General features: G+C 64.3%; 16 protein-coding genes. 8 read left to right on the top strand and 8 right to left on the bottom strand.

Annotation, left to right across the window (positions count from 1 at the left end):
• Window positions 1-7: 7 nt before the first annotated feature.
• The 3 genes from ftsA (at window position 8) to lpxC (ending at window position 3,864) form a co-directional block, all read left to right on the top strand.
• A complete protein-coding gene (ftsA, locus tag VGN46_RS02070; protein ID WP_331640099.1) occupies window positions 8-1,246 on the top strand; it encodes a cell division protein FtsA in 1,239 nt (412 codons plus the stop codon).
• Between the two features lie 135 nt (window positions 1,247-1,381).
• On the top strand, window positions 1,382-2,572 hold the full coding sequence (gene ftsZ / locus VGN46_RS02065; protein WP_331640097.1) for a cell division protein FtsZ: 1,191 nt from the start codon (window positions 1,382-1,384) through the stop codon (window positions 2,570-2,572).
• A gap of 380 nt (window positions 2,573-2,952) precedes the next feature.
• Window positions 2,953-3,864 carry a UDP-3-O-acyl-N-acetylglucosamine deacetylase gene (gene lpxC, locus VGN46_RS02060; protein WP_331640095.1) on the top strand — a complete coding sequence of 304 codons (912 nt, stop codon included), beginning with the start codon at window positions 2,953-2,955 and terminating at the stop codon, window positions 3,862-3,864.
• Window positions 3,865-4,121: 257 nt separating this feature from the next.
• On the opposite strand, the gene VGN46_RS02055 is transcribed toward lpxC, so the two are convergent.
• The gene (locus VGN46_RS02055; RefSeq protein WP_331640093.1) at window positions 4,122-4,592 is read right to left on the bottom strand and encodes a DUF721 domain-containing protein; all 471 of its coding nucleotides are present in this window, start codon (window positions 4,590-4,592) and stop codon (window positions 4,122-4,124) included.
• Window positions 4,593-4,623: 31 nt separating this feature from the next.
• Here VGN46_RS02055 and VGN46_RS02050 point away from each other — a divergent pair, with 31 nt between their 5' ends.
• From VGN46_RS02050 to VGN46_RS02040, 3 genes are all read left to right on the top strand, one after another.
• Window positions 4,624-5,538, top strand: coding sequence for a M23 family metallopeptidase (locus VGN46_RS02050; RefSeq protein ID WP_331640091.1), 915 nt, complete (start codon window positions 4,624-4,626; stop codon window positions 5,536-5,538).
• Between the two features lie 132 nt (window positions 5,539-5,670).
• Window positions 5,671-8,379 carry a preprotein translocase subunit SecA gene (gene secA / locus VGN46_RS02045; RefSeq protein WP_331640088.1) on the top strand — a complete coding sequence of 903 codons (2,709 nt, stop codon included), beginning with the start codon at window positions 5,671-5,673 and terminating at the stop codon, window positions 8,377-8,379.
• Between the two features lie 287 nt (window positions 8,380-8,666).
• Window positions 8,667-10,193, top strand: a complete 1,527-nt coding sequence (locus VGN46_RS02040; RefSeq protein WP_331640086.1) for a Fic family protein — start codon at window positions 8,667-8,669, stop codon at window positions 10,191-10,193.
• Between the two features lie 5 nt (window positions 10,194-10,198).
• Here VGN46_RS02040 and VGN46_RS02035 read toward each other — a convergent pair whose 3' ends face one another.
• From VGN46_RS02035 to VGN46_RS02005, 7 genes are all read right to left on the bottom strand, one after another.
• Window positions 10,199-11,050 carry a symmetrical bis(5'-nucleosyl)-tetraphosphatase gene (locus VGN46_RS02035; protein WP_331640084.1) on the bottom strand — a complete coding sequence of 284 codons (852 nt, stop codon included), beginning with the start codon at window positions 11,048-11,050 and terminating at the stop codon, window positions 10,199-10,201.
• Window positions 11,051-11,106: 56 nt separating this feature from the next.
• Window positions 11,107-11,490: a Co2+/Mg2+ efflux protein ApaG gene (gene apaG / locus VGN46_RS02030; protein ID WP_331640082.1), complete on the bottom strand. Its 384-nt coding sequence runs from the start codon at window positions 11,488-11,490 to the stop codon at window positions 11,107-11,109.
• Between the two features lie 52 nt (window positions 11,491-11,542).
• Window positions 11,543-12,322 carry a 16S rRNA (adenine(1518)-N(6)/adenine(1519)-N(6))-dimethyltransferase RsmA gene (gene rsmA, locus VGN46_RS02025; RefSeq protein ID WP_331640080.1) on the bottom strand — a complete coding sequence of 260 codons (780 nt, stop codon included), beginning with the start codon at window positions 12,320-12,322 and terminating at the stop codon, window positions 11,543-11,545.
• On the bottom strand, window positions 12,319-13,314 hold the full coding sequence (pdxA, locus tag VGN46_RS02020) for a 4-hydroxythreonine-4-phosphate dehydrogenase PdxA (protein ID WP_331640078.1): 996 nt from the start codon (window positions 13,312-13,314) through the stop codon (window positions 12,319-12,321). The genes rsmA and pdxA overlap by 4 nt, the downstream gene beginning before the upstream one ends.
• 4 nt (window positions 13,315-13,318) lie before the next feature.
• Entirely contained in the window at window positions 13,319-14,707 is a 1,389-nt protein-coding gene (locus VGN46_RS02015) for a peptidylprolyl isomerase (protein ID WP_331640077.1), read from the bottom strand.
• Window positions 14,708-14,737: 30 nt separating this feature from the next.
• Window positions 14,738-17,257, bottom strand: a complete 2,520-nt coding sequence (locus tag VGN46_RS02010; RefSeq protein WP_331640075.1) for an LPS-assembly protein LptD — start codon at window positions 17,255-17,257, stop codon at window positions 14,738-14,740.
• A gap of 145 nt (window positions 17,258-17,402) precedes the next feature.
• Window positions 17,403-17,963: a cob(I)yrinic acid a,c-diamide adenosyltransferase gene (locus VGN46_RS02005; RefSeq protein ID WP_331640073.1), complete on the bottom strand. Its 561-nt coding sequence runs from the start codon at window positions 17,961-17,963 to the stop codon at window positions 17,403-17,405.
• A 62-nt stretch (window positions 17,964-18,025) separates the two neighbouring features.
• Between VGN46_RS02005 and ubiH the strand changes: the two genes are divergently transcribed.
• Both ubiH and VGN46_RS01995 read left to right on the top strand, forming a co-directional pair.
• Entirely contained in the window at window positions 18,026-19,243 is a 1,218-nt protein-coding gene (ubiH, locus tag VGN46_RS02000; protein WP_414675200.1) for a 2-octaprenyl-6-methoxyphenyl hydroxylase, read from the top strand.
• Window positions 19,240-20,451, top strand: coding sequence for a UbiH/UbiF/VisC/COQ6 family ubiquinone biosynthesis hydroxylase (locus VGN46_RS01995; protein WP_331640069.1), 1,212 nt, complete (start codon window positions 19,240-19,242; stop codon window positions 20,449-20,451). Before ubiH ends, VGN46_RS01995 begins: the two co-directional genes overlap by 4 nt.
• Window positions 20,452-20,515: the final 64 nt, after the last annotated feature.

The following is a 20,515-nucleotide window of genomic DNA, read 5'->3' as shown; positions in this document are numbered from 1 at the left end:
CTAGCACATGAGAAACAAGAACGACAAACAGCTCGTCGTCGGCCTCGACATCGGCACCTCCAAGGTGGTCGCCATCGTGGGTGAGTACGAACCGGGCGAACCGATCGAGATCATCGGCATCGGCACCCATGTGTCGCGCGGCATGAAGCGCGGCTCGGTGGTCGATATCGAATCGACGGTCCATTCCATCCAGCGCGCCGTGGAAGAGGCGGAACTGATGGCGGGCTGCGATATCCGCTCGGTCTACGCCTCGATCTCCGGCAGCCACCTGGAGACCCGCAACTCGCACGGCACCGCGGCGATCCGCGACCGCGAGGTGATGGCGGCCGACCTGGAGCAGGTGCTGGAAGCCGCGAGCGCGGTGGCGATCCCGGCCGATCGCAAGGTGCTCTACAAGGAATCGCAGGAATACCGCATCGACGGCCAGGACGGCATCCGCCACCCGGTCGGCATGAGCGGCGTGCGCCTGGAAGCCAGCGTGCACCTGGTGACCGGCGCGGCGTCCGCCGTGCAGAACATCTCCAAGTGCATCCAGCGCTGCGGCCTGTCCGTGGATGAGCTGGTGCCGGCTGCCGTCGCCAGCGCGAAGTCGGTACTGACCGAAGACGAACTGGAGCTGGGCGTATGCCTGGTCGACATCGGCGCCGGCACGACCGATATCGCGATCTACACACAGGGTTCGATTCGCTACACCAAGTCGCTGCCGGTCGGCGGTGACCAGGTGACGAACGATATCGCGTACGGCGTGCACACACCGACCGCTCACGCGGAAGAGATCAAGATCAAGTACGCGTGTGCGCTTGCGCAGCTGGCACATGCGGAAGAAACGATCCAGGTGCCGAGCGTGGGCGATCGCCCGCCGCGTCGCCTGGCCCGCCAGGCGCTCGCCCAGTCGGTGCAGGCGCGCTACGAGGAAATCTTTGAGATGGTGCAGGACGAACTGCGCCGCTCGGGTTACGAAAGCCTCGTCGCCGCCGGCATCGTGTTGACGGGTGGCGCGGCACGCATGGAAGGCGCGCTCGAACTGGCGGAAGAGATTTTCCACAAGATGGTCCGCGTCGGCGTGCCGCAACACGTTTCCGGCCTGGGCGATGTCGTCTCCAGTGAACTGCATTCCACGGGTGTCGGCCTGTTGCTGCACGGCGCGCGCGCCAGCAGCGGTGGCGCACGTCACAGCCATTCGACGGTGGGCAACGTGGGCAGTGTGGTCGAGAAGTTCCGAAGCTGGTTCACGAAGAACTTCTAACCGTTTCAAACCGGATTGTCGGTGCCCGATGGAAGGGGGGCGCCGGGGCAAGAGGAAGGCCCGCAACCCATGGTCGACAGGAGTCGCCCCTGGGATACAAACCAAAATAACTAAAAGTTCTGCGGAGGACGGGAAATGTTTGAACTGATCGAAAAACTGGCACCGAACGCAATCATCAAGGTCATCGGCGTGGGCGGCGGCGGCGGTAATGCCGTGGCACACATGGTGAACTCCAATATCGAAGGCGTGGAATTCGTCGTCGCTAACACCGACGCGCAGGCCATGAAGACCTGCGGCGGTCGTACGCACCTGCAGCTCGGTGGCAATGTCACCAAGGGCCTGGGCGCGGGCGCCAACCCGGAAGTCGGCCGCCAGGCCGCGCTGGAAGATCGTGAGCGTATCGAGGAAATGCTCGAAGGCGCCGACATGGTCTTCATCACCTGCGGCATGGGTGGTGGTACCGGTACGGGCGCGGCTCCGGTCGTGGCCCAGCTGGCGAAGGAGAAGGGCATCCTCACGGTCGCCGTGGTGACCAAGCCGTTCCCGTTCGAAGGCCGCCGCCGCATGCAGGTCGCCCTGAAGGGTATCGAAGACCTCTCGCAGCACGTGGATTCGCTGATCACCGTGCCGAACGAGAAGCTGCTTTCGGTGCTGGGTCGTGAAGTCACGCTGCTGAACGCCTTCAAGGCCGCCAACGACGTGCTGCTCGGCGCCGTCCAGGGTATCGCCGACCTGATCACGGCTCCGGGCCTGATCAACGTCGACTTTGCCGACGTGCGTACCGTGATGAGCGAGATGGGCATGGCGATGATGGGTTCGGGCACGGCTCGCGGCGATGACCGCGCGCAGGCTGCCGCCGAATCTGCCATCAACAACCCACTGCTGGAAGACGTGAACCTGGCCGGCGCCTGCGGCATCCTGGTCAACGTCACGGCGGGCCCGAACCTGACCATGCGCGAGTTCGACGAGATCGGCCGCGTGATCCACGACTTCGCATCGGAAGACGCGACCGTGGTGATCGGCACCTCGCTCGACCCGGACATGCAGGATGACGTCCGCGTCACGGTGGTCGCGACTGGCCTGAACCGTGGCACGGCCGCGGCCAAGCAGCCGATCCGCCAGCCGGTCCAGCAGCACGTGGAAATGCGCCAGCGTCCGCGCCCGGTCGTCCTGCGCACGGGCACGGGTAATGAAGTGGTCGATTACGCACACAGCGATCCGGTCCCGTCGGTCCGCAGCGAGGCCGCCCCGGCTCCGGCGAAGACCAGCGAGCCGGCGATCGATTACCTCGATATCCCGGCCTTCCTGCGTCGTCAGGCCGACTAAGCGGCACATACGCCATACACCAGGCACGTCAGGGATGACGTGGGGCAGGCCCGGCACGACGCCGGGCCGCCCGGGTGCCCCGCCGCCGTTCCCGTTCCGGGCGGCGGGGCGCCTTCGTGCCCCCCAAACCAGGGCGCTGGTGCTCTTGTGGGAGCGCGCTTGCGCGCGATAACCCTCCGGAACAAAAGCGGCACCCAAGGGTCAACCATTAGATCGGCTGGCCGTTTAATCTCCGGCCCAAATGAGAACCGCTCTCAGCAATTGCTGAAGCGCTGGTGAAAGCAGGGCGGAACTGTACTCCCCGGTTTGTTTATTCCGAGGTTAAGACTGTGTTAGCATCTCGGCCACATCTGGCTGCTGCCACCAAGGTTTGACCCATCATGATCAAGCAGCGCACGCTTAAGAACGTCATTCGCGCCACCGGCGTCGGCCTCCACACGGGCGACAAGGTGTACATGACGCTCCGCCCCGCCGCCCCGAACACGGGCATCGTGTTCCGCCGCACTGACCTCAACCCGCCGGTTGAGCTGAAGTCGCGTCCGGAAAACGTGGGCGATACCCGTCTTTCCACGACGCTTATTCATGGCGATGTCCGCGTGTCCACGGTCGAGCACTTGCTCTCGGCGATGGCGGGCCTCGGTATTGATAACGCGTATGTCGATCTGTCGGCGCCTGAAGTGCCGATCATGGATGGCAGCGCCGGTCCGTTCGTGTTCCTGATCCAGTCCGCTGGCATCGAGGAGCAGGACGCCCCGAAGCGTTTTATCCGCATCAAGAAGCCGGTCGTGGTCCGCGACGGCGACAAGTGGGCGAAGCTCGAGCCGTTCGACGGCTTCAAGGTGGGCTTCTCGGTCGAGTTTGACCACCCGCTCTTTAATAAGCGTAATTCGCAGGCCGAGATGGATTTCTCGACCACGTCGTTCGTCAAGGAAGTCAGCCGCGCCCGCACCTTCGGTTTCATGCGTGATATCGAGGCCCTGCGCGAGCGTAACCTGACCCTGGGCGGTTCGATGGACAATGCGGTGGTGCTGGACGACTACCGCGTGCTGAACGAAGATGGCCTTCGTTATGACAACGAGTTCGTGAAGCACAAGATCCTGGACGCGATCGGCGACATCTACATGCTCGGCCACAGCCTGATCGGCGCGTACTCGGCGCATAAGTCGGGTCACGAACTGAACAACAAGCTGCTCCGCAGCCTGATGGCCGACGTCACGGCCTGGGAAGAAGTGAGCTTCAAGGACCCGGCCAAGGCCCCGATCAGCTACGCCCACCCGGCGCAGGCGGTCTAAGCCTTCAAGGCCTGGTCGAAAAAACCCGCTTCGGCGGGTTTTTTTGTGTCCGGCGTTTGCGATGCCGAAGGCGAGCCCACTCGGCCAGCCTAAGTACCCCTACGTAATGTCTTAACCGGCAATGCCCGGAAACGGCGCGAATCCCGTCACAATCGTGAACTTTACGTGCACTTTAGGTGTTCCCGCGGATCATGCGTGCTATAAAGTCCGCCCACCGGTTGATCCGGTGGTGCTTACGGAACCGCATGGGCGGATTCTTAAGTGTCGGAATTCTCAGGCTTATCGGCCACAGAGGCCAAACCAAGGAAGAGGTCCCGCAACGTGGGATCGGACAGTGACGCAGCGGCAGTCCGTAGATGGCGGGCCGCCCCGGCGGAAAGCGGTTTAAGCGGGTCGGGGCCAGGTTGCTCGACCGGCAGGGGGGCCACTTTCACAGCAACCGAGTAGGCCTGCGCGCCGATGGCGCGGGCGGCTTCAAGGATCTGCGCCTGGTAAAGGCGTACCCGCGAAGCCCAGGCAGACGAAGGCGCAAGGAAGACGAGCCGGCCGTCGCGCAGGTCCGCGAAGCGGACATGGTCACGCAACGGTGCAGGAAGCGTCGCGCGAAGCTGGCGGTCCAGCGTGTCGAGCTCGCGAGCCCGGTGGGCAAGCTTGGCGACAGGCCCGACATCCGCGATGGACTTGAGTCCACGCGTTCTAGGTCGGGTTGGCTGGTACGGCGGTGGCATAGACCGACTGAACTTATTCGATGAAGAACGTATGCAGATCATACTCGTACCGCGCGGCCATAAAGGCCCGAAAACGCTAAACCTCGCTTGCCGGCGCATGCGCTGCAAGCTCGCGGTCATGGCGGTAGCTGGCGCTATCGGCATCGGCGGCCTGGGCGCCGCCCTGGCGCTCGCCATCGCAGGCCCACGCCACCCTGTGGCGACGACAGCGGCTGACGCTGATGTCCGCATCGCCAAGGTCAAGGCCGATTCCCAGCGCGATATCGATGCCCTCGCCGTGAAGCTCGGCCAGCTCCAGGCCCAGTCCATCCGCCTCAATGCACTCGGCGAACGGCTTACCCAGGTCGGCAAGCTCGACGATGGCGAGTTCAATTTCGGCGAAGATCCTGGCCAGGGTGGCCCCGAACTCACCACCGGCAAGGACGAAGGCGCCATGGCGCCGGCTGCGCTGAACCAGGGCATCGACGACCTCGCCGGTCAGTTCGATGTGCAGCAGGCCCAGTTGCAGGCCCTGAACGACCTGCTGCTCGATCGCCGGATCGAATCGAACCTGCGCCCAACCGGCATGCCGGTGAATGGCTATATCTCCTCTTTCTTCGGCGGTCGGCCCGATCCGTTCAGCGGCCACAGCGCCCGCCACACGGGTATCGATATCGCGGCGCCCACCGGTACCCCGGTCACTGCGGTGGCCGAGGGCATGGTGACCTTCGCTGGCCAGCGCAGTGGTTACGGCGATGTCATCGAGATCGACCACGGCAACGGCTACATGACCCGTTACGCCCACAACAGCCGCCTGGTCGCCACCGTGGGCCAGCGCGTGCATGTGGGCGACGTGATCGCCCGGGCCGGCTCCACCGGCCGCTCCACCGGCTCACACGTGCATTTCGAGGTCTGGTTCCACGACCGCGTCGTGAATCCGCTGGCGTTCGTTCGCAGCCACCGGTGAGACAGCCTTGAACGGCGCCGAGGCGCCGCCATTAAAGGCAAGTTGAAGGGCGCCCGTAGTATGATCGACCCTTCGTGCCGCTAAGGTTCTGGCCTTATTGGCAATCCCCTTTGTTTCAGATCCGGATGATCGATGTTCAATCGTGCCCTGACGAGCATTTTCGGCAGCCGTAACGACCGCGTGCTGCGCGACCTTTCCAAGACGGTCAAGCGCATCAACGCCCTCGAGCCGGAGTTCGAAAAGCTTTCCGACGACGACCTGCGTGGCAAGACCGACGAGTTCCGCCAGCGCCTCGCCGCCGGTGAAACCCTGGACAAGCTGCTGCCCGAGGCTTTCGCGGTCACCCGCGAGGGTGCCAAGCGCGTGCTTGGCATGCGCCACTACGACGTGCAGATGATCGGCGGCATGGTCCTGCACATGGGCCGTATCGCTGAAATGCGTACGGGCGAGGGCAAGACCCTGGTCGGTACGCTGCCGGTGTACCTCAATGCGCTGCAGGGCAAGGGCACCCACGTCGTCACCGTGAACGACTACCTGGCCCGCCGCGACTCCGCGCAGATGGGCAAGCTGTACAACTTCCTCGGCCTGTCGGTCGGCGTGGTGTACCCGGGCATGGATCACGCCGACAAGCGTGGCGCCTACGCCGCGGATATCACCTACGGCACCAACAACGAGTTCGGTTTCGACTACCTGCGCGACAACATGGCGCTCAGCCGCGACCAGCGCTACCAGCGCGGCCTGCACTACGCCATCGTCGACGAAGTGGATTCGATCCTTATCGATGAAGCGCGCACACCGCTGATCATCTCCGGCCCCGCCGAGGATTCCCCGCAGCTGTACATCGCGGTGAACAAGATCGTGCCGCATCTCACGCGCCAGGAAACCGAAGAGGGTGCCGGCGATTACTACGTGGATGAAAAGCAGAAGCAGGTGCACATGTCCGAAGAGGGCATGGAACACGCCGAGCAGTTGCTGCGACAGGCGGGGGTCATCGAGCCGGATAGCGGTCTCTACGATTCGAAGAACCTGGCCGTCGTTCACCACATGAATGCCGCGCTGCGCGGTAACGCCATCTACCAGCGCGATGTGGATTACATCGTGCGCGACGGCGAAGTCATCATCGTGGATGAATTCACCGGCCGTACGCTGGCTGGCCGCCGTTGGTCCGATGGCCTGCACCAGGCGGTCGAGGCGAAGGAAGGCGTGCCTATCCAGCGCGAGAACCAGACCCTGGCGACGGTGACGTTCCAGAACCTGTTCCGCATGTACAAGAAGCTGTCCGGCATGACCGGTACGGCAGATACCGAAGCCTACGAATTCCAGTCGGTGTACGGTCTTGAAGTGGTGGTCATCCCCACCCACAAGCCGATGGTCCGCAAGGACAACCCCGACATGGTGTTCCTTGGCCCGGATGCGAAGTTCAAGGCCGTGATCGCGGACATCAAGGAATGCTTCGAGAAGGGCCAGCCGGTCCTGGTCGGTACGGCATCCATCGATGTCTCCGAACTGGTCGCGGGCCTGCTCAAGAAGGAGCGCATCCCGCACGAAGTGCTCAACGCGAAGCAGCATGAGCGCGAGGCGCACATCGTGGCCCAGGCCGGTGCGCCGGGTTCGGTCACGATCGCTACCAACATGGCCGGTCGCGGTACCGATATCGTGCTTGGCGGCAGCCTTGAAGCCGCGCTGGGTGCGTTGCCGGTCGAAGCGAGCGAAGCCGAGCGCGAAAAGCTGCGTGCCGAGTGGAAGAAGCGCCATGAGCAGGTGCTCGCATCGGGCGGCCTGCACATCATCGGTACCGAGCGCCACGAATCACGCCGCATCGATAACCAGCTGCGTGGCCGTTCCGGCCGCCAGGGCGATCCGGGTTCGTCGCGCTTCTACCTGTCGCTGCAGGACAGCCTCATGCGCATCTTCGGCGGCGAGCGTATCGGCCGCTGGATGCAAATGTTCGGCATGAAGGAAGACGAGGCGCTGGAAGATCGCCTGATCACGCGCCAGATCGAAAAGGTGCAGCGCAAGGTCGAACAGCACAACTTCGATATCCGCAAGAACCTCCTCGATTTCGATGACGTCGCCAACGATCAGCGCAAGGTGATCTACGCGCAGCGCGATGAACTGCTCGAGGCGGAAGATATTTCCGACATGGTCGGCGATATCCGCACCGATGTCGTGGAAGGCCTTGTGCGTCGCTTCGTCCCGGCCGACAGCATCGATGACCAGTGGGATATCGCTGGCCTCGATCGCGAACTGGCGAGCGAGCTGAACTTGCGTCTCGACGTCGCCCACTGGCTGGCTGGCCAGAAGGAAGCGGATGCGGAAGCGATCTACGAGCATGTCCGCGAAGCGGTGGACCACCTGTTCGTCGAGAAGGAAGCCCAGGTCGGTGCCGAGACCATGCGTTCGCTGGAGAAGCACGTGATGCTCTCCGTGGTCGATAACGCCTGGAAGGAGCACCTCGCGAGCATGGATTACCTGCGCCAGGGCATCTACCTGCGTGGTTACGCGCAGAAGCAGCCGAAGCAGGAATTCAAGCGCGAGTCGTTCGAGCTGTTCGCCGAGATGCTTGATCGGATCAAGGCGGAAGTGGTGCAGATGCTCGCCCGCATCCGTATCCGTAGCGAAGATGAAGTGGCCGCGATGGAAGCGGAACAGCAGCGCGCCGCAGAGGGTCAGCGCCTGCAGTTCCAGCACGCTGACGCCCAGGCACTGAGCGCAGGCAATGCGGTGGCGGAACAAGCCGTCCCCACCACGGTGGCCGAAGGCCCGAAAGTCGGCCGCAACGACCCATGCCCCTGCGGCTCAGGCAAGAAGTACAAGCACTGCCACGGTCAGCTCAGCTGAAAAAAAAACCCGCCCAAAGGCGGGTTTTTTTTGCCCGACTCCCTGTAGGAGCGCGCTTGCGCGCGATGGGTGCTCGCGTCACTGATGGGTCGTCGCCGTCGTGGAAGTCCGTCTGTGTGTAAAGAAAAGTGCGTCATTACTCTCATTTGTAAAGAAAAGATAGGTTTTGTAAAGAAAAGTTCGTTTCCGTGTTCGGCGGCGAGAGAGGTAGCTTGACCTGCGTCAACATGTAAAGAAAAATCATGAAAAAGCTGATTTTGTAAACAAATCACAGCCAAGGACGAAAAATGTCGGTCGGGTACGCGTTTCTTAAAGAAAAGATGGGGCTGGCTTCGTTCGACCCCGCCTGCCCGGCACTCATCAAGCCCACGACGCGCCTTGAGCGAAACGCTGAATATCTGGCTGTGCCGCCGCGGATGGCGCCGAAGTCGGACAACCCGATAGAGCACCTGCTGTTTGCGCTGAAACATGAGGCCATCGACCTGGCCCTGCTCATGGAGGCCATGCGAAAGATTTCAGGCAATGATGTCCTTTCCGAAGTTCAGCGCACCCCCAGTGGTCAATACGCCCGGACCCTGGGCTTCCTTTGGGAGGAGGCGCACGGCAAGCGTCTGGAAGGGGCATCGGCCGCCACGGGTGCGGTGGTGGATATCTTCGACACCGCGCGATACGTAACCTTACCTGACGCCCCTCCGATGCCGTTTTGGCGCGTGAGGTGGAATGGCCTGGGCACGACAGGGTGGTGCGCCACGGTCGCGCGCACACCGCTGATCCGCGAGGCCATGGCGTCCGACATTCCCGGGCAGGTTCGTGCCTATGCGGAGAGCCTGACCGGGGCGGTCAGGGAGCGAGCGCTGAGCTTCGCCTATCTGAGCGAGACGCGATCCAGTTTCGCCATTGAGAACGAGGTGCCGAGTGAGCAACGACAGGCCGCCTTCGTTGCGTTGCTGCATGCTGCGCATAGGGAAAATCCGCTGACGGAGGCATACCTGACCGATCTTCAGCAAGCCACGATTTCCAATGTGCTTGATCGTGCGGTCGGTTTCAGGGCCGAGCAGAATCACCTGGCGAACTCGCTTCCTGGTGCGGCTGGCGTCACCTACATCCCCCCACCACCTCATGCGGTGGACGGCTTGATGAGCGAAATGATGTCCTTCGCCAACGTGATGCCCAAGGTGATTGATCCGATCGTCGCAGGCGCCATCAGCTCCTTTGGCTTCGTCTTTATCCATCCCTTTATGGATGGCAATGGAAGGCTCAGCCGCTTTCTGATTCACCACGCCTTATGTCAGTCAGGTGCGCTCAACAGCGGGCTGATCCTGCCCATCTCTGTCGCCATGAAGAAGCATGAAAACGAGTATCTGGAAGCACTCAAGGCTTTTTCCGTCCCTGCCCGCGAGCGCTGGAATGTGACCTGGCTTGATGGAGACAACTTCGATTTTGAGTACCGGGGAAGCGATAGATATGAAATGTACCGCTACTGGGACGCGACTCACGCGGTGGAATTTACGTATCGGATGGCACAGCAGGCGCTAGCCGTCGAGTTGCGTACCAACGTCGAATATCTTGAGCGGTACGATTACGTCAGCCGAAAGATCAACGAGGTTGTCGACGTTCGCGGTAGCGACCTCGCCGTTCTGGTGCGCGGCGCCCTTGAGAACAAGGGCGCCGTGTCGAAGCGGCGGCGGGAGCAGTACGGCGTGCGCGTCGAGCCTAAGGTGTTCGACATGATCGAGGATCTGGCGACCCACGCACTGAAACGCGACCCCGACGAACTGTCGCATGAAGCCGACGACGACGTGCCGGAAGGCTGATTCGGTTAGTCCCCGCCACCCTTCGGCTTCTGCCGGTACGACTCGGCCTGCACGGTGATGTACTGCGGCTCTTCCACGTCGATACGCATGGCGGTGAGCTGCCCGCCCCACACGCAACCTGTATCGATGGCATAGATGCCAAGCCCGGCAAAACGCCCCAGCGCCGACCAATGGCCGCAGACGATCTTTGTCTCGCGCTTGCGCATGCCCGGCACTTCAAACCACGGGTACATCCCGGGCTTCTGCGTGCCCGGCCGATCCTTCCCTTCGAAATCAATCCGGCCGTTCACATCGCAATAGCGCATACGCGTCAGCGTATTGATCGTGGCGCGGTGGCGCTCGACGCCCTGCAAGCGGTTGTTCCAGGCCGCGGGCCGGTTGCCGAACAGGTTCTTCAGGATTCGCTGATGGCGTGGACCGCCAAGCTCACGCTCCACTTCCAGTGCCGCGCGCTGCGCCTGGCGCAGCGTCCAGATCGGGGCCATGCCAGCGTGGATCATGGTCCAGCCGAGCGCCTCGTCGTGGTGCAGCAGCTTCTGCATGCGCAGCCACTCGAGCAGCACCGGGGCATCGTCGGCGAACAGCACCTCGCGCAGTTCGGGATTCACCCGCTGCTGCGCATCCTCGCGGCGCTGGCCGATCGCCAGCAGCGAAAGATCATGGTTGCCGAGCGTGATGATGCTGCGCTCGCGCAGCGAATGGATGAGGCGCAGCGTCGCGAGCGATTCACCGCCGCGATTCACCAGGTCGCCACAGAACCACAACTGGTCGGCGGCCGGGTCGAAGCGAATTTTTTCGAGCAGGCGCTGGAGTTCGGGGTAGCAACCCTGGACGTCGCCGATCGCGTAGACGGCCATCAGGTTGCTCGCTTTGTATCGCCGCACCGGGCGTTTGCGCTTTCCATGCGTAAATCCTAGTGCAGCGTGCGAGGAATGGAGAGGACGAAGGCTGGAATGGGCGTGTCGAAGTGCGTGCCATCGTCGGCCACCATGCGATAGCTGCCGGCCATGGTGCCTACCGCGGTCTCCAGCACGGCACCGGAGGTGTATTCGTAGGTGTCGCCCGGTCGCATCCAGGGCTGTTCGCCCACCACGCCATCGCCACGTACTTCTTCCACCTTGCCGTTCGCATCGGTGATGACCCAATGGCGCCCAAGCAACTGCGCGCCGGTCTCGCCGGCATTGCGCAGCGTGATCGTATAGGCGAACACGTAGCGGTTATCACCGGGCTGCGACTGGTCGGGAACGAAGCGGGTTTCGACCTCCACGTCGATCGTGTAGGGGATTTTCGAGTTCATGCAGGGATTGTGTGGGACGCGGAGGGGGTGGGCAAGTATGCCCGCATCTTGTTCAGGTCGCGTTCGCGAGCTTCACGAAGTCCCCCGGCGCGAGCGTCTCCGCGCGGGCTTTCGGGTCGATGCCGAGTTCACGGATGGTGGCTTCACTGACCAAACCCTTCAAGGTATTGGTCAGAGTCTTACGGCGCATGGCGAACGCCGCCTTCACGACGGCGTGGATTTTCGCCGGATCGCCCTTGGGCAGCTGCTCGGGCGGCAGCGGCACCAGGCGCACCACGGCCGAATCCACCTTCGGCGGCGGCCGGAACGCGCCTGGTGGCACCGTGAACAGCGGCGTGACCTTGCAGGCAAGCTGGAGCATGACGCTGAGCCGGCCGTACACCTTGCTGCCGGGGTCGGCGGCCATGCGGTCCACGACTTCCTTCTGCAGCATGAAATGCATGTCCTGGATCGCCGCCGCGTGTTCCACGCAGTGAAACAGGATCGGGCTGGAGATGTAGTAGGGCAGGTTGCCGGCGATGCGCAGGCGTTCGGCGCCGAGCTCCCGTGCCAGGGCGCTGAAATCCACCTTCAGTACATCGGAGTGCACGATACGGAGGTCGCCGATCGGCGCGGCGCGTGCCTGCAGGCCGGGAATGAGGTCGGTGTCGAGCTCGATGGCGGTCAGCTTTTTCGCCACGGCAAGCAGGGGCAGCGTCATGGCGCCTTCGCCGGGACCAATCTCGACGACGGTATCGCCATCCTTCGGTGAGATCGAGGAGACGATGCGCTCGATATAGCGCTTATCGTGGAGGAAATGCTGGCCGAAGCTCTTCTTGGGGCGTGCGTTCATACGGCGGCCCGCGAGCGGGCTAGTTCCATGGCGAGGCGGGTGGCGGCGAACAGGCTGGCGGGATCGGCACGGCCAGTGCCGGCCAGGTCGAGCGCCGTGCCGTGGTCGACGGACGTGCGGATGAAGGGAAGGCCCAGGGTGATGTTGACGGTGCGGTCGAATGCTTCGCTCTTGAGCACCGGCAAGGCCTGGTCGTGGTACATGGCCAGTACCGCGTCGTAGCGTGGGCGCATGGCCGGAACGAAGGCGGTGTCGGCGGGCAGGGGACCGATCAGGTCCATGCCACCGGCGCGCAGGCGCTCAAGCAGCGGGATGATCGTATCCAGCTCTTCGTGGCCCATGTGCCCGTCTTCGCCCGCATGCGGATTGAGGCCGAGCACCGCGATGCGCGGGTTGGCGAAGCCGAAGGACTGGCGCAGGGCGCCGTGCACGATGCCCAACGTCCGCTCCAGGAGCGCCGGGGTGATCGCGGCCGGGACCGCGGACAGCGGCAGGTGCGTGGTGGCCAGGGTGACCCGCAGCTCGGGGCTCGCGAGCATCATGACGACCTCTGCCCCGGCGCGCTCCGCGAAAAACTCGGTGTGGCCGCTGAAGGGGATGCCGGCTTCGTTGATGCTGGCCTTCTGCACGGGGCCGGTCACTACGGCGTCGAAGCTGCCATCCAGGCAGCCATCGGCCGCTGTCGCGAGCATCGAGAGGACGTGACGGGCATTGGCCGGATCCGGCGCGCCGAAGTGCACGGGGGCGCCGAGAGCGACGTGGCGTACGCGCAGGTGACCGGCGGGGCGGTGCGTGATGCGCTGGCCGTCGTCATCAACGAGGTGCAGCACCAGGCCGCATGCGGCGGCGGCCTGGCTCAGCAGGTCGCGATCGGTGATGGCGATGAGATCGGCGGCCAGGTCACTGGCCGCCAGGCGCGCAAGCAGTTCGGGACCCACCCCGGCAGGCTCACCGGCGGTGACGGCGAGCCTCGGCAGGGGGGACGCGGTCATGCCTTTAGTTCGAGGCCGAAGCCTGCGGCTGGGCAGCGGCCTGCTTGTCGTCCGGGTCTTTCAGTTCCGGCACGCGGATATCGACGAACGAGGTCGAGCGCATTTCACGCAGGTAGTTCTCGTAAGCATCGTCGGCCTTGCGGTTGCCGATGGCCTGGCGCGCCTGGTTGCGCTGCGACTCTTCGGTGACGTCGCTCTGGCGGGTACCCAGCAGCTGCAGCACGATCCAGCCGGCATCGGTCTGGAACGGCTTGGAGACCTCGTTTTCCTTCAGGCCATCCAACTGGGTCGCCACGGCCTGGCCCCACGCGTCTTTCTGGAACCAACCCATGTCGCCGCCGGCGTTAGCCGTCGTGTTGTCCTTCGAATCATCCTTCGCCAGCTTGGAGAAGTCTTCTTTCTTCGTGGTCACGCGGGTGTAGATATCTTCCGCCTTCTTCTCCGCCTGTTCCGGCGTGACGATCTCGGACGGTTTGATCAGGATCTGGCGCGCGTGATACTCGGTGACGACCTGGCGACCCGGCTGGCGGGTTTCCACCAGCTTGAGGATATGGAAGCCCGTCGGGCCACGCAGGGCCGCGGTGGATTCACCCGCCTTGAGCGAGGAAACGGCATCGGCGAAGGCCGGCGGCACTTCGTCGAGACGGCGCCAGCCAAGGTCGCCGCCATCGAGCGCATCGGGTGCATCCGAGTACTGGATGGCCACGGCGTTGAAATCCTTGCCCGCCTTGATATCGGCGATGGCCTTTTCCGCCTTGGCCTGGGCCTGGGCGATATCGTTAGCGCTAGCTTCTGCCGGGGTGCTGACCTGGATGTGGGCCAGATGCACTTCGCCGGCCTTGTAAGTCGGGCTGGCCAGCAGGTTGTTCACCTCGGCGTCGGTCACCGTGACCTGGTCGCGGACGACGCTTTCATGCAGCTTCTGGGTGATGAGCTGATCGGAAATCTGCATGCGGAAGGCCTGCCAGCTCATGCCATCGTGCTGGACGGCGCCCTGCAACTGCTCGGCCGACATCTTGTTCTGCTGCGCCACGTTGCCGATGGCCTGGTCGATATCCTGGTCGGAGACGTGGATATTCTGGTCGTTGGCCTTCTGGATCTGCAGCTTCATGAGGATCAGGCGATCCAGCACCTGGCGGGCCAGGACATCCTGCGGGGGCAGCTGGCCCGGGTTCGCCGCGTACTGCTTGACGATGGCATTCATCGCCGTGTTCAGCTCGCTCTGGAGGATGATGTCGTCCTCCACCACCGCCACGATGCGGTCGAGCGAGCCATTGCCCATGCCCGCGCTGGGACCGGCAGGCTGGGCCTGCGGCAGCATCTGGGCGTTGGCGGTGGGCACGGCCGCCAGGATGGCGGCGGCGAGCACGGAGTAAACGAGGATCTGCTTCATCGAATAGGGAGCCCGGGGCGCCTGCCCCATTTATTGATAGCCAAGGATAGCACGCCGCAGATACTCGCCCGACTGGGGGTTCAGTGAGCCTAGCCCCTTGAATTCCAGCTCAAACATGACCGCGTTATCCGTCCGCCGGGTGTAATCCTGGACGTAGTGGCGGCCAAGGATACGGAAGGCGATACAGCAGCTGTCGTATTCGACGCCTGCGGTGGCTTCCAGGGTCCGGTGGGAGAAGGCGAACATGGTGAACGTGCCGTTGGCCGTGGCGACCGGCAGGATGTCGCGGCGGGCGAAGACCCAGCGCGCCAGGGCCCGCCAGCGCTCCGACACGGGGTAGACCACGGAGGTATCGAATTGTTCCATCACGTTCCGGCGGTACCGGTACGAGAAGTTGAGCACGCCATCGCCCTTGATCCGGCGCTGGAACTGGACCGTGGCCAGATCGGTGTCGTGGCCCTGGAAGTAGACCTGGCCCTGGTCATTCCGGTACGGGCTCTGCTTGTCGTTCGGGTTCCACTGGTACGAGCTGTTCACCCGCCACTTGTCGTTGAGCTGCACGGCAAACTGGGCGACGTAGTTCGAGCCGCTGTAGTCCGTCGGGAACACATTCGGCATCTGCACCTTCTGGTCGCTCAGGTAGCGGATCTGGCCGACACTGGCCGAGACCCGCTCCACGCCGTTGTCATCGAGCAGGCGGGTGGTGAGCGCCGCGGTGACATTGTTGGCGTCCATCTGGCGATCGGCACCGGCAAAGCGGTTCGTCGTAAACAGCTGCCAGAAGTCGAACGACATTTCGTTGGTGTCGAATGTCGGTAACTTATCCTGGTTGCGGTAGGGCACGTACAGGTAATACACCCGCGGCTCAAGCGTCTGCGTATAGCTATTCCCAAATAGATGCGCCTCGCGATCGAAAATCAGGCCTGCATCCAGGCTGGCGATCGGGAGCGTGCGCGTCGGGGTGCGATCCGGGAAGGCGTTCTTGTAGTCGGCGTTCTTCAGCTGGTAGCCGGTAAAGCGATACTCGAGACGAGGGCGGATGAACCAGAACGGGCCACCGAAATCGCCGGCCACATACGGGGCGAGATCCAGGCGGTTGCCATCGAGCTGGTTGCCATTCGGTGCGGGATTTGCCTTGCGGAAAGCCACGGCCTCCGAATCAATACCGGCATCGAGCCACGAATTGAGCGGTACCTCGGCGTTGAACGTGCCGCGCGGCCAGCGCTTGTAAGGCTCAACGTAGTTCGGCAAGCCCGGGTCGACGTTCTGGTAGGCATCGACACCCAGCGAGGATGACCAGTACTTGCCACCCTTCGACACATAGACGCTGGAGGTCAGGATGCCGACGGCGGAGGAATACAGGTCGTTTCCGAAGTCGCGGAAGTATTCGTTATCGGACGCCCGGTTGATGTTCGCGCCGAGGTTGAAGCCATCGCCCAGTGCCGTCGAATTCGTGATCTGCACCAGGTAACGCTGCTTGGCATCACCCCGGTCGCCGTACGTCGAGAAATCCGTATCGGTGCCCTTGTCGTTACCCATGTACTCAAAATAGACCCGGCCGTTTGACTTCGGCAGCAGGTAACGGAACTCGGCGCCGAGCATGGCGCCGCGATCCGTGTAATAGCGCGGACTCAGCGTCGCATCGTAATTAGGTGCGAGATTCAGGTAGTACGGCAGGGACAGATACGTACCGGAATGGCTGGACGAGCCGAAGGTCGGGTAGAGGAAACCGCTCTTGCGGCGGTCATCCAGCGGGAACGAGAAGTAGGGCAGGTACATGAACGGCACGCCCTTGAAGCGCATGGTGCCGTTCCGGGCGACGCCCACGCCGGTGTCCTTGTTGAGGTTGATCGTCTTGGCGCGGAATTCCCACTGGTGCTTGCCCACGTCGCAGGTCGAGTACGAGGCCAGACGCATGCGGCCATGCATGGGGTCGGTCATCGTCGCGTGGTCGGCCACGCCGTTGCCGCGCGATTGCAGCAACTGGTAGGTGACCTTGTCCGCATCACCCTGGTTCGGCGTGGTGGTACCGGTCATCCGGTCGGCGCGCAGGAGCATGCCGGCTTCCTGGTAGCGCACATTGCCCTTGGCGTCGTACGCGGTGGAATCCGCGTTGTAGGTCACATCCTCGGCCTGGAGCACCTGGTCGGCACGCTGCAGGCGCACACCGCCGGTCATGTGATAGATGTTCGGCTCGGGGCTTTCAACCTTCACGCCTTCGGTGGCGTTGATGTTCGACACGGTATCGGTGACGGCCGTCGCGCGAAGCGTGGTGTCTTTCGTGATCGTCGGATCGTAGAAGTCCAGCATGGCGTTGGGGCTGCACAGCAGGTAGCTGACCGGTCGTGGCGCGCAGAAGAACGAGCCCAGCTTGCAGGTCTCGACCTCGCTGGCTTCGCGGTTGCTGCTGGTGCTGACCGTCGCCGAAGGCGTCGTGCCGGCGACGGGTGTGGACTGGGCCTGGGCTTGCCAGGCGGTGCCGGAGACGATGAGGGCGACGGCAGTCGCCAGCAGGCGGCGTTTAGGCAGGATGCTGATGCGGGACGTCACGGGCGGGGTCTGGTCCGTTCGAAAGGCGGCCAACTTAGCAGAATCGCCGCCTGCATCGCACGATGGCACTCCACGCATAAGCTCGAACCCCTGGCGAGGGCGCGGCGGATCGCCGGGCCGATGCCCTTGAGCTTACACCGCCAGCTCAGCCGCGCGGGCGGCGCTCGTGTTGCCAGAGCACCTCGCCGTGCCCGCTTTGGCGCGCCAGCACGCGTGCCAGCACGAAGAGCAAATCTGAAAGACGGTTCAGGTAACGCTGCGCCTCCGGGCGCACCTCTTCGACGCGGCCCAGGGCGACGACCTCGCGTTCCGCGCGGCGGCACACGGTGCGAGCAAGGTGGCAGGTGGATGCGGCCATGCCGCCACCGGGCAGGATGAAGTCCTTCAGGGCAGGCAGATCCGCGTTGAAAGCATCGAGGACGTTTTCCAGGCGGTCGATGTCCTTGCCCTGAACCATGGCCATGCCGGGGATGCACAGCTCGCCGCCCAGGTCGAACAGCTCGTGTTGTACCTGGACCAGCACTTCGCGGATGGCGTCATCCACGCCGTCGCACGCGATAACCATGCCCAGCGTGCTGTTCAGCTCATCGACGGTGCCGTACGCGGCCACCCGCAAGGAATCCTTGCCGGTACGGCTGCCATCGCCCAGGCCGGTGCTGCCATCGTCGCCGGTACGCGTATAGATCTTGGAGAGTCGGTTACCCATCCGCCGATTCTAGCGTGCGGCGGGCCGCCGCACCCACGGCGCCTGCACGCGGCGGCGTTATCATGCGGTGCATGAGCCCTGCATCTCCCATTCTTATCGTCGGCGGCGGCCTGGTCGGCGCCAGCCTGGCTATCGCGCTGGATACCGCCGGCATCCCCGCCCTGCTGGTGGAAGCCGCTGCGCCCCGCATCGGCGACCAGCCCAGCTACGACGAACGCAACCTGGCCCTGGCCCGTGCCACCGTGAACGGGTTGGCCTCGATCGGCGTCTGGGATCTGGCCCAGGCGCGGGCCACGCCGATCACGCATATTCATACGAGCCGTGCCGGCGATTTCGGCAGCGTGCGCATGGATGCTGCCACCGAGGGCGTCGACGCGCTGGGCTGGACCTTGCCGGCGCGCGAGTTGGGCGAAGCTTTGCTGCGCCGTCTGGATGCCTGCCGCCTGCTCACCCGCATGGCTCCCGCACGTGTCGAACGGATCGAGCCCGTCGACGGTGGCTGGCTGGCCACGATCACCGGGCCCGAGGGAACGACCCAGGTCAGCACGCCGCTGCTGGTGGGGGCGGATGGCACGACCTCCGGGATCCGTACCCAGCTCGGTATCGGAACCCAGGAATACGATTACCAACAGGCCTTGTTCGTCAGCACGATGACCCCGGAGCAGGACCCGCGCGGGCGTGCCTTCGAGCGCTTCACCGATGGCGGCCCGGTCGCGGTGTTGCCGCTGGCGGAGCGCCGGATCGGCGTCGTGCTCACGGTGGCCGCTGAGCAGGCCGAGGTTGTGGCGGGCATGGATGACGCCGCTTTCGCCGCGCTCGCCCAGGCACGCTTCGGCTGGCGCCTGGGGCGCTTGAGCCGTCCAGGCAAGCGTGTGCCGTATCCGATCCGCCGTGTGGCGGCCACGTCGCTTGCCGGGTCGCGTGCCGTGCTGGTGGGCAATGCTGCACAGACGGTGCATCCGATTGGCGCCCAAGGCTTCAACCTCGGCCTGCGTGATGCCCTGACGCTTGCCGAACTGGTGGCCGCCGGCAGCGACCCAGGCGATGCGGCGCTGCTGGCCGAATACGTGCGCCGGCGTACCGCCGATCGCGAAGGCACCATGGCGATGAGTCACGGCCTGGTCCGGCTCGCCTGCCTCGAACAACCGTTCCTTGGCCCGCTGCGTTCCCTGGCCATGCTCGTGCTGGATCGCGTGCCGCCGCTACGGCAGGCCTTGACCCGCCGTGGGATGGGTTTCCGTGCGCATGCGCCGTTTGCCGTGCGGGAGAAGACGCCGTGAGTGACGCCTGGAACACGGAGCCCCCGCGCCGTCGCGGTGCGTTGCTCGATGTCGCCGTTGTCGGCGGAGGCATGGTCGGTGCTGCCGCCGCCTTGTCGCTGGCTCGTGCCGGTTTCAGTGTCGCCCTGGTCGATGCGCGTGAACCCGCGGCCTGGGCCGCTGCGCATGACGTGGACCTGCGCGTCGTCGGCCTCGCGCCTTCATCGATCCAGTTGCTCGACCAGCTGGGCGTATGGCGGGCGATTCGCGAAGGCCGCGCGTCGCCGTACGAACGCATGGTGGTGTGGGATGCCGAAAACGGCGCCACGCTGCATTTCGACGCGGCCGATGAGGGCCGCGACGTGCTCGGCTACATCGTCGAGAACAACCTGGTCCAGGCGGTGCTCTGGCACGCCCTGGAGGATGCGGGCGTTCGCCGCATGGTGCCGGCCGAAGTCACCGGCTACAGCATGCGCGAAGACCGCGCACAACTCGAACTCGCGGACGGCCAGGTGCTGTCGGCGAGATTGGTGGTTGCCGCGGATGGCGCGGAATCCCCTCTGCGCGCCATGGTTGGCATCGGTACCCATGGCCGTGATTACGCGCAGCGCGGCGTGGTCGCCCACGTCGGTACGGCACGACCGCATGAACGTACGGCGTGGCAGCGCTTTCTTCCGGGTGGCCCGCTAGCCTTCCTGCCGTTGGCGGATGGGCGCAGTTCGATCGTCTGGTCGTTGCCCGACGCCGAGGCACAGCGTGTGCTGGCGCTCGACGACGATGCGTTCCGCGAGGCGCTGGGCATCGCCAGCGACTTCCGTCTTGGCCCGATCGAAAGCGTGACCCGTCGTGTCGCGTTCCCCCTCCGCCTGAAGCTGGCCGATCGCTACGAAGTCGGGCGCCTCGTCCTGTTAGGTGATGCCGCGCATGCGGTGCATCCCCTCGCCGGCCAGGGCGTGAACCTGGGCCTGCGTGACGTGGCCGAGCTGCGCGATACCCTCGTCGACGCACGCGCCGCCGGGCGCGACATCGCCGCCGAGCATGTGCTGCGTCGCTACGCCCGCCGCCGCCGCAGCGCGGATGAACTGGACGCACGCTCGTTCGATGCGCTCGCACGCATCTACAACTGGACTGCCGCACCGCTGGTTACCGCCCGCGGCATCGGCATCCGCGTCCTCGACCACCTCGCCCCCCTCAAGCGCAAACTAACCCGCCACGCCGCCGGCCTCTAACCCCTGTAGGAGCGCGCTTGCGCGCGATGGATGCTGGCCGCAAGCCCCATCGCGCGCAAGCGCG

Source organism: Luteibacter sp., assembly GCF_036500425.1.
GTDB lineage: Bacteria > Pseudomonadota > Gammaproteobacteria > Xanthomonadales > Rhodanobacteraceae > Luteibacter.
This window is presented reverse-complemented; position numbering and strand designations above follow the sequence as displayed.

Bases quoted from the DNA above. Each gene is read 5' to 3' on its own strand.
- ftsA (WP_331640099.1), top strand. From the start codon at position 8: ATGAGAAACAAGAACGACAAACAGCTCGTCGTCGGCCTCGACATCGGC.
- ftsZ (WP_331640097.1), top strand. From the start codon at position 1,382: ATGTTTGAACTGATCGAAAAACTGGCACCGAACGCAATCATCAAGGTC.
- lpxC (WP_331640095.1), top strand. From the start codon at position 2,953: ATGATCAAGCAGCGCACGCTTAAGAACGTCATTCGCGCCACCGGCGTC.
- VGN46_RS02055 (WP_331640093.1), bottom strand. From the start codon at position 4,592: ATGCCACCGCCGTACCAGCCAACCCGACCTAGAACGCGTGGACTCAAG.
- VGN46_RS02050 (WP_331640091.1), top strand. From the start codon at position 4,624: ATGCAGATCATACTCGTACCGCGCGGCCATAAAGGCCCGAAAACGCTA.
- secA (WP_331640088.1), top strand. From the start codon at position 5,671: ATGTTCAATCGTGCCCTGACGAGCATTTTCGGCAGCCGTAACGACCGC.
- VGN46_RS02040 (WP_331640086.1), top strand. From the start codon at position 8,667: ATGTCGGTCGGGTACGCGTTTCTTAAAGAAAAGATGGGGCTGGCTTCG.
- VGN46_RS02035 (WP_331640084.1), bottom strand. From the start codon at position 11,050: ATGGCCGTCTACGCGATCGGCGACGTCCAGGGTTGCTACCCCGAACTC.
- apaG (WP_331640082.1), bottom strand. From the start codon at position 11,490: ATGAACTCGAAAATCCCCTACACGATCGACGTGGAGGTCGAAACCCGC.
- rsmA (WP_331640080.1), bottom strand. From the start codon at position 12,322: ATGAACGCACGCCCCAAGAAGAGCTTCGGCCAGCATTTCCTCCACGAT.
- pdxA (WP_331640078.1), bottom strand. From the start codon at position 13,314: ATGACCGCGTCCCCCCTGCCGAGGCTCGCCGTCACCGCCGGTGAGCCT.
- VGN46_RS02015 (WP_331640077.1), bottom strand. From the start codon at position 14,707: ATGAAGCAGATCCTCGTTTACTCCGTGCTCGCCGCCGCCATCCTGGCG.
- VGN46_RS02005 (WP_331640073.1), bottom strand. From the start codon at position 17,963: ATGGGTAACCGACTCTCCAAGATCTATACGCGTACCGGCGACGATGGC.
- ubiH (WP_414675200.1), top strand. From the start codon at position 18,026: ATGCGGTGCATGAGCCCTGCATCTCCCATTCTTATCGTCGGCGGCGGC.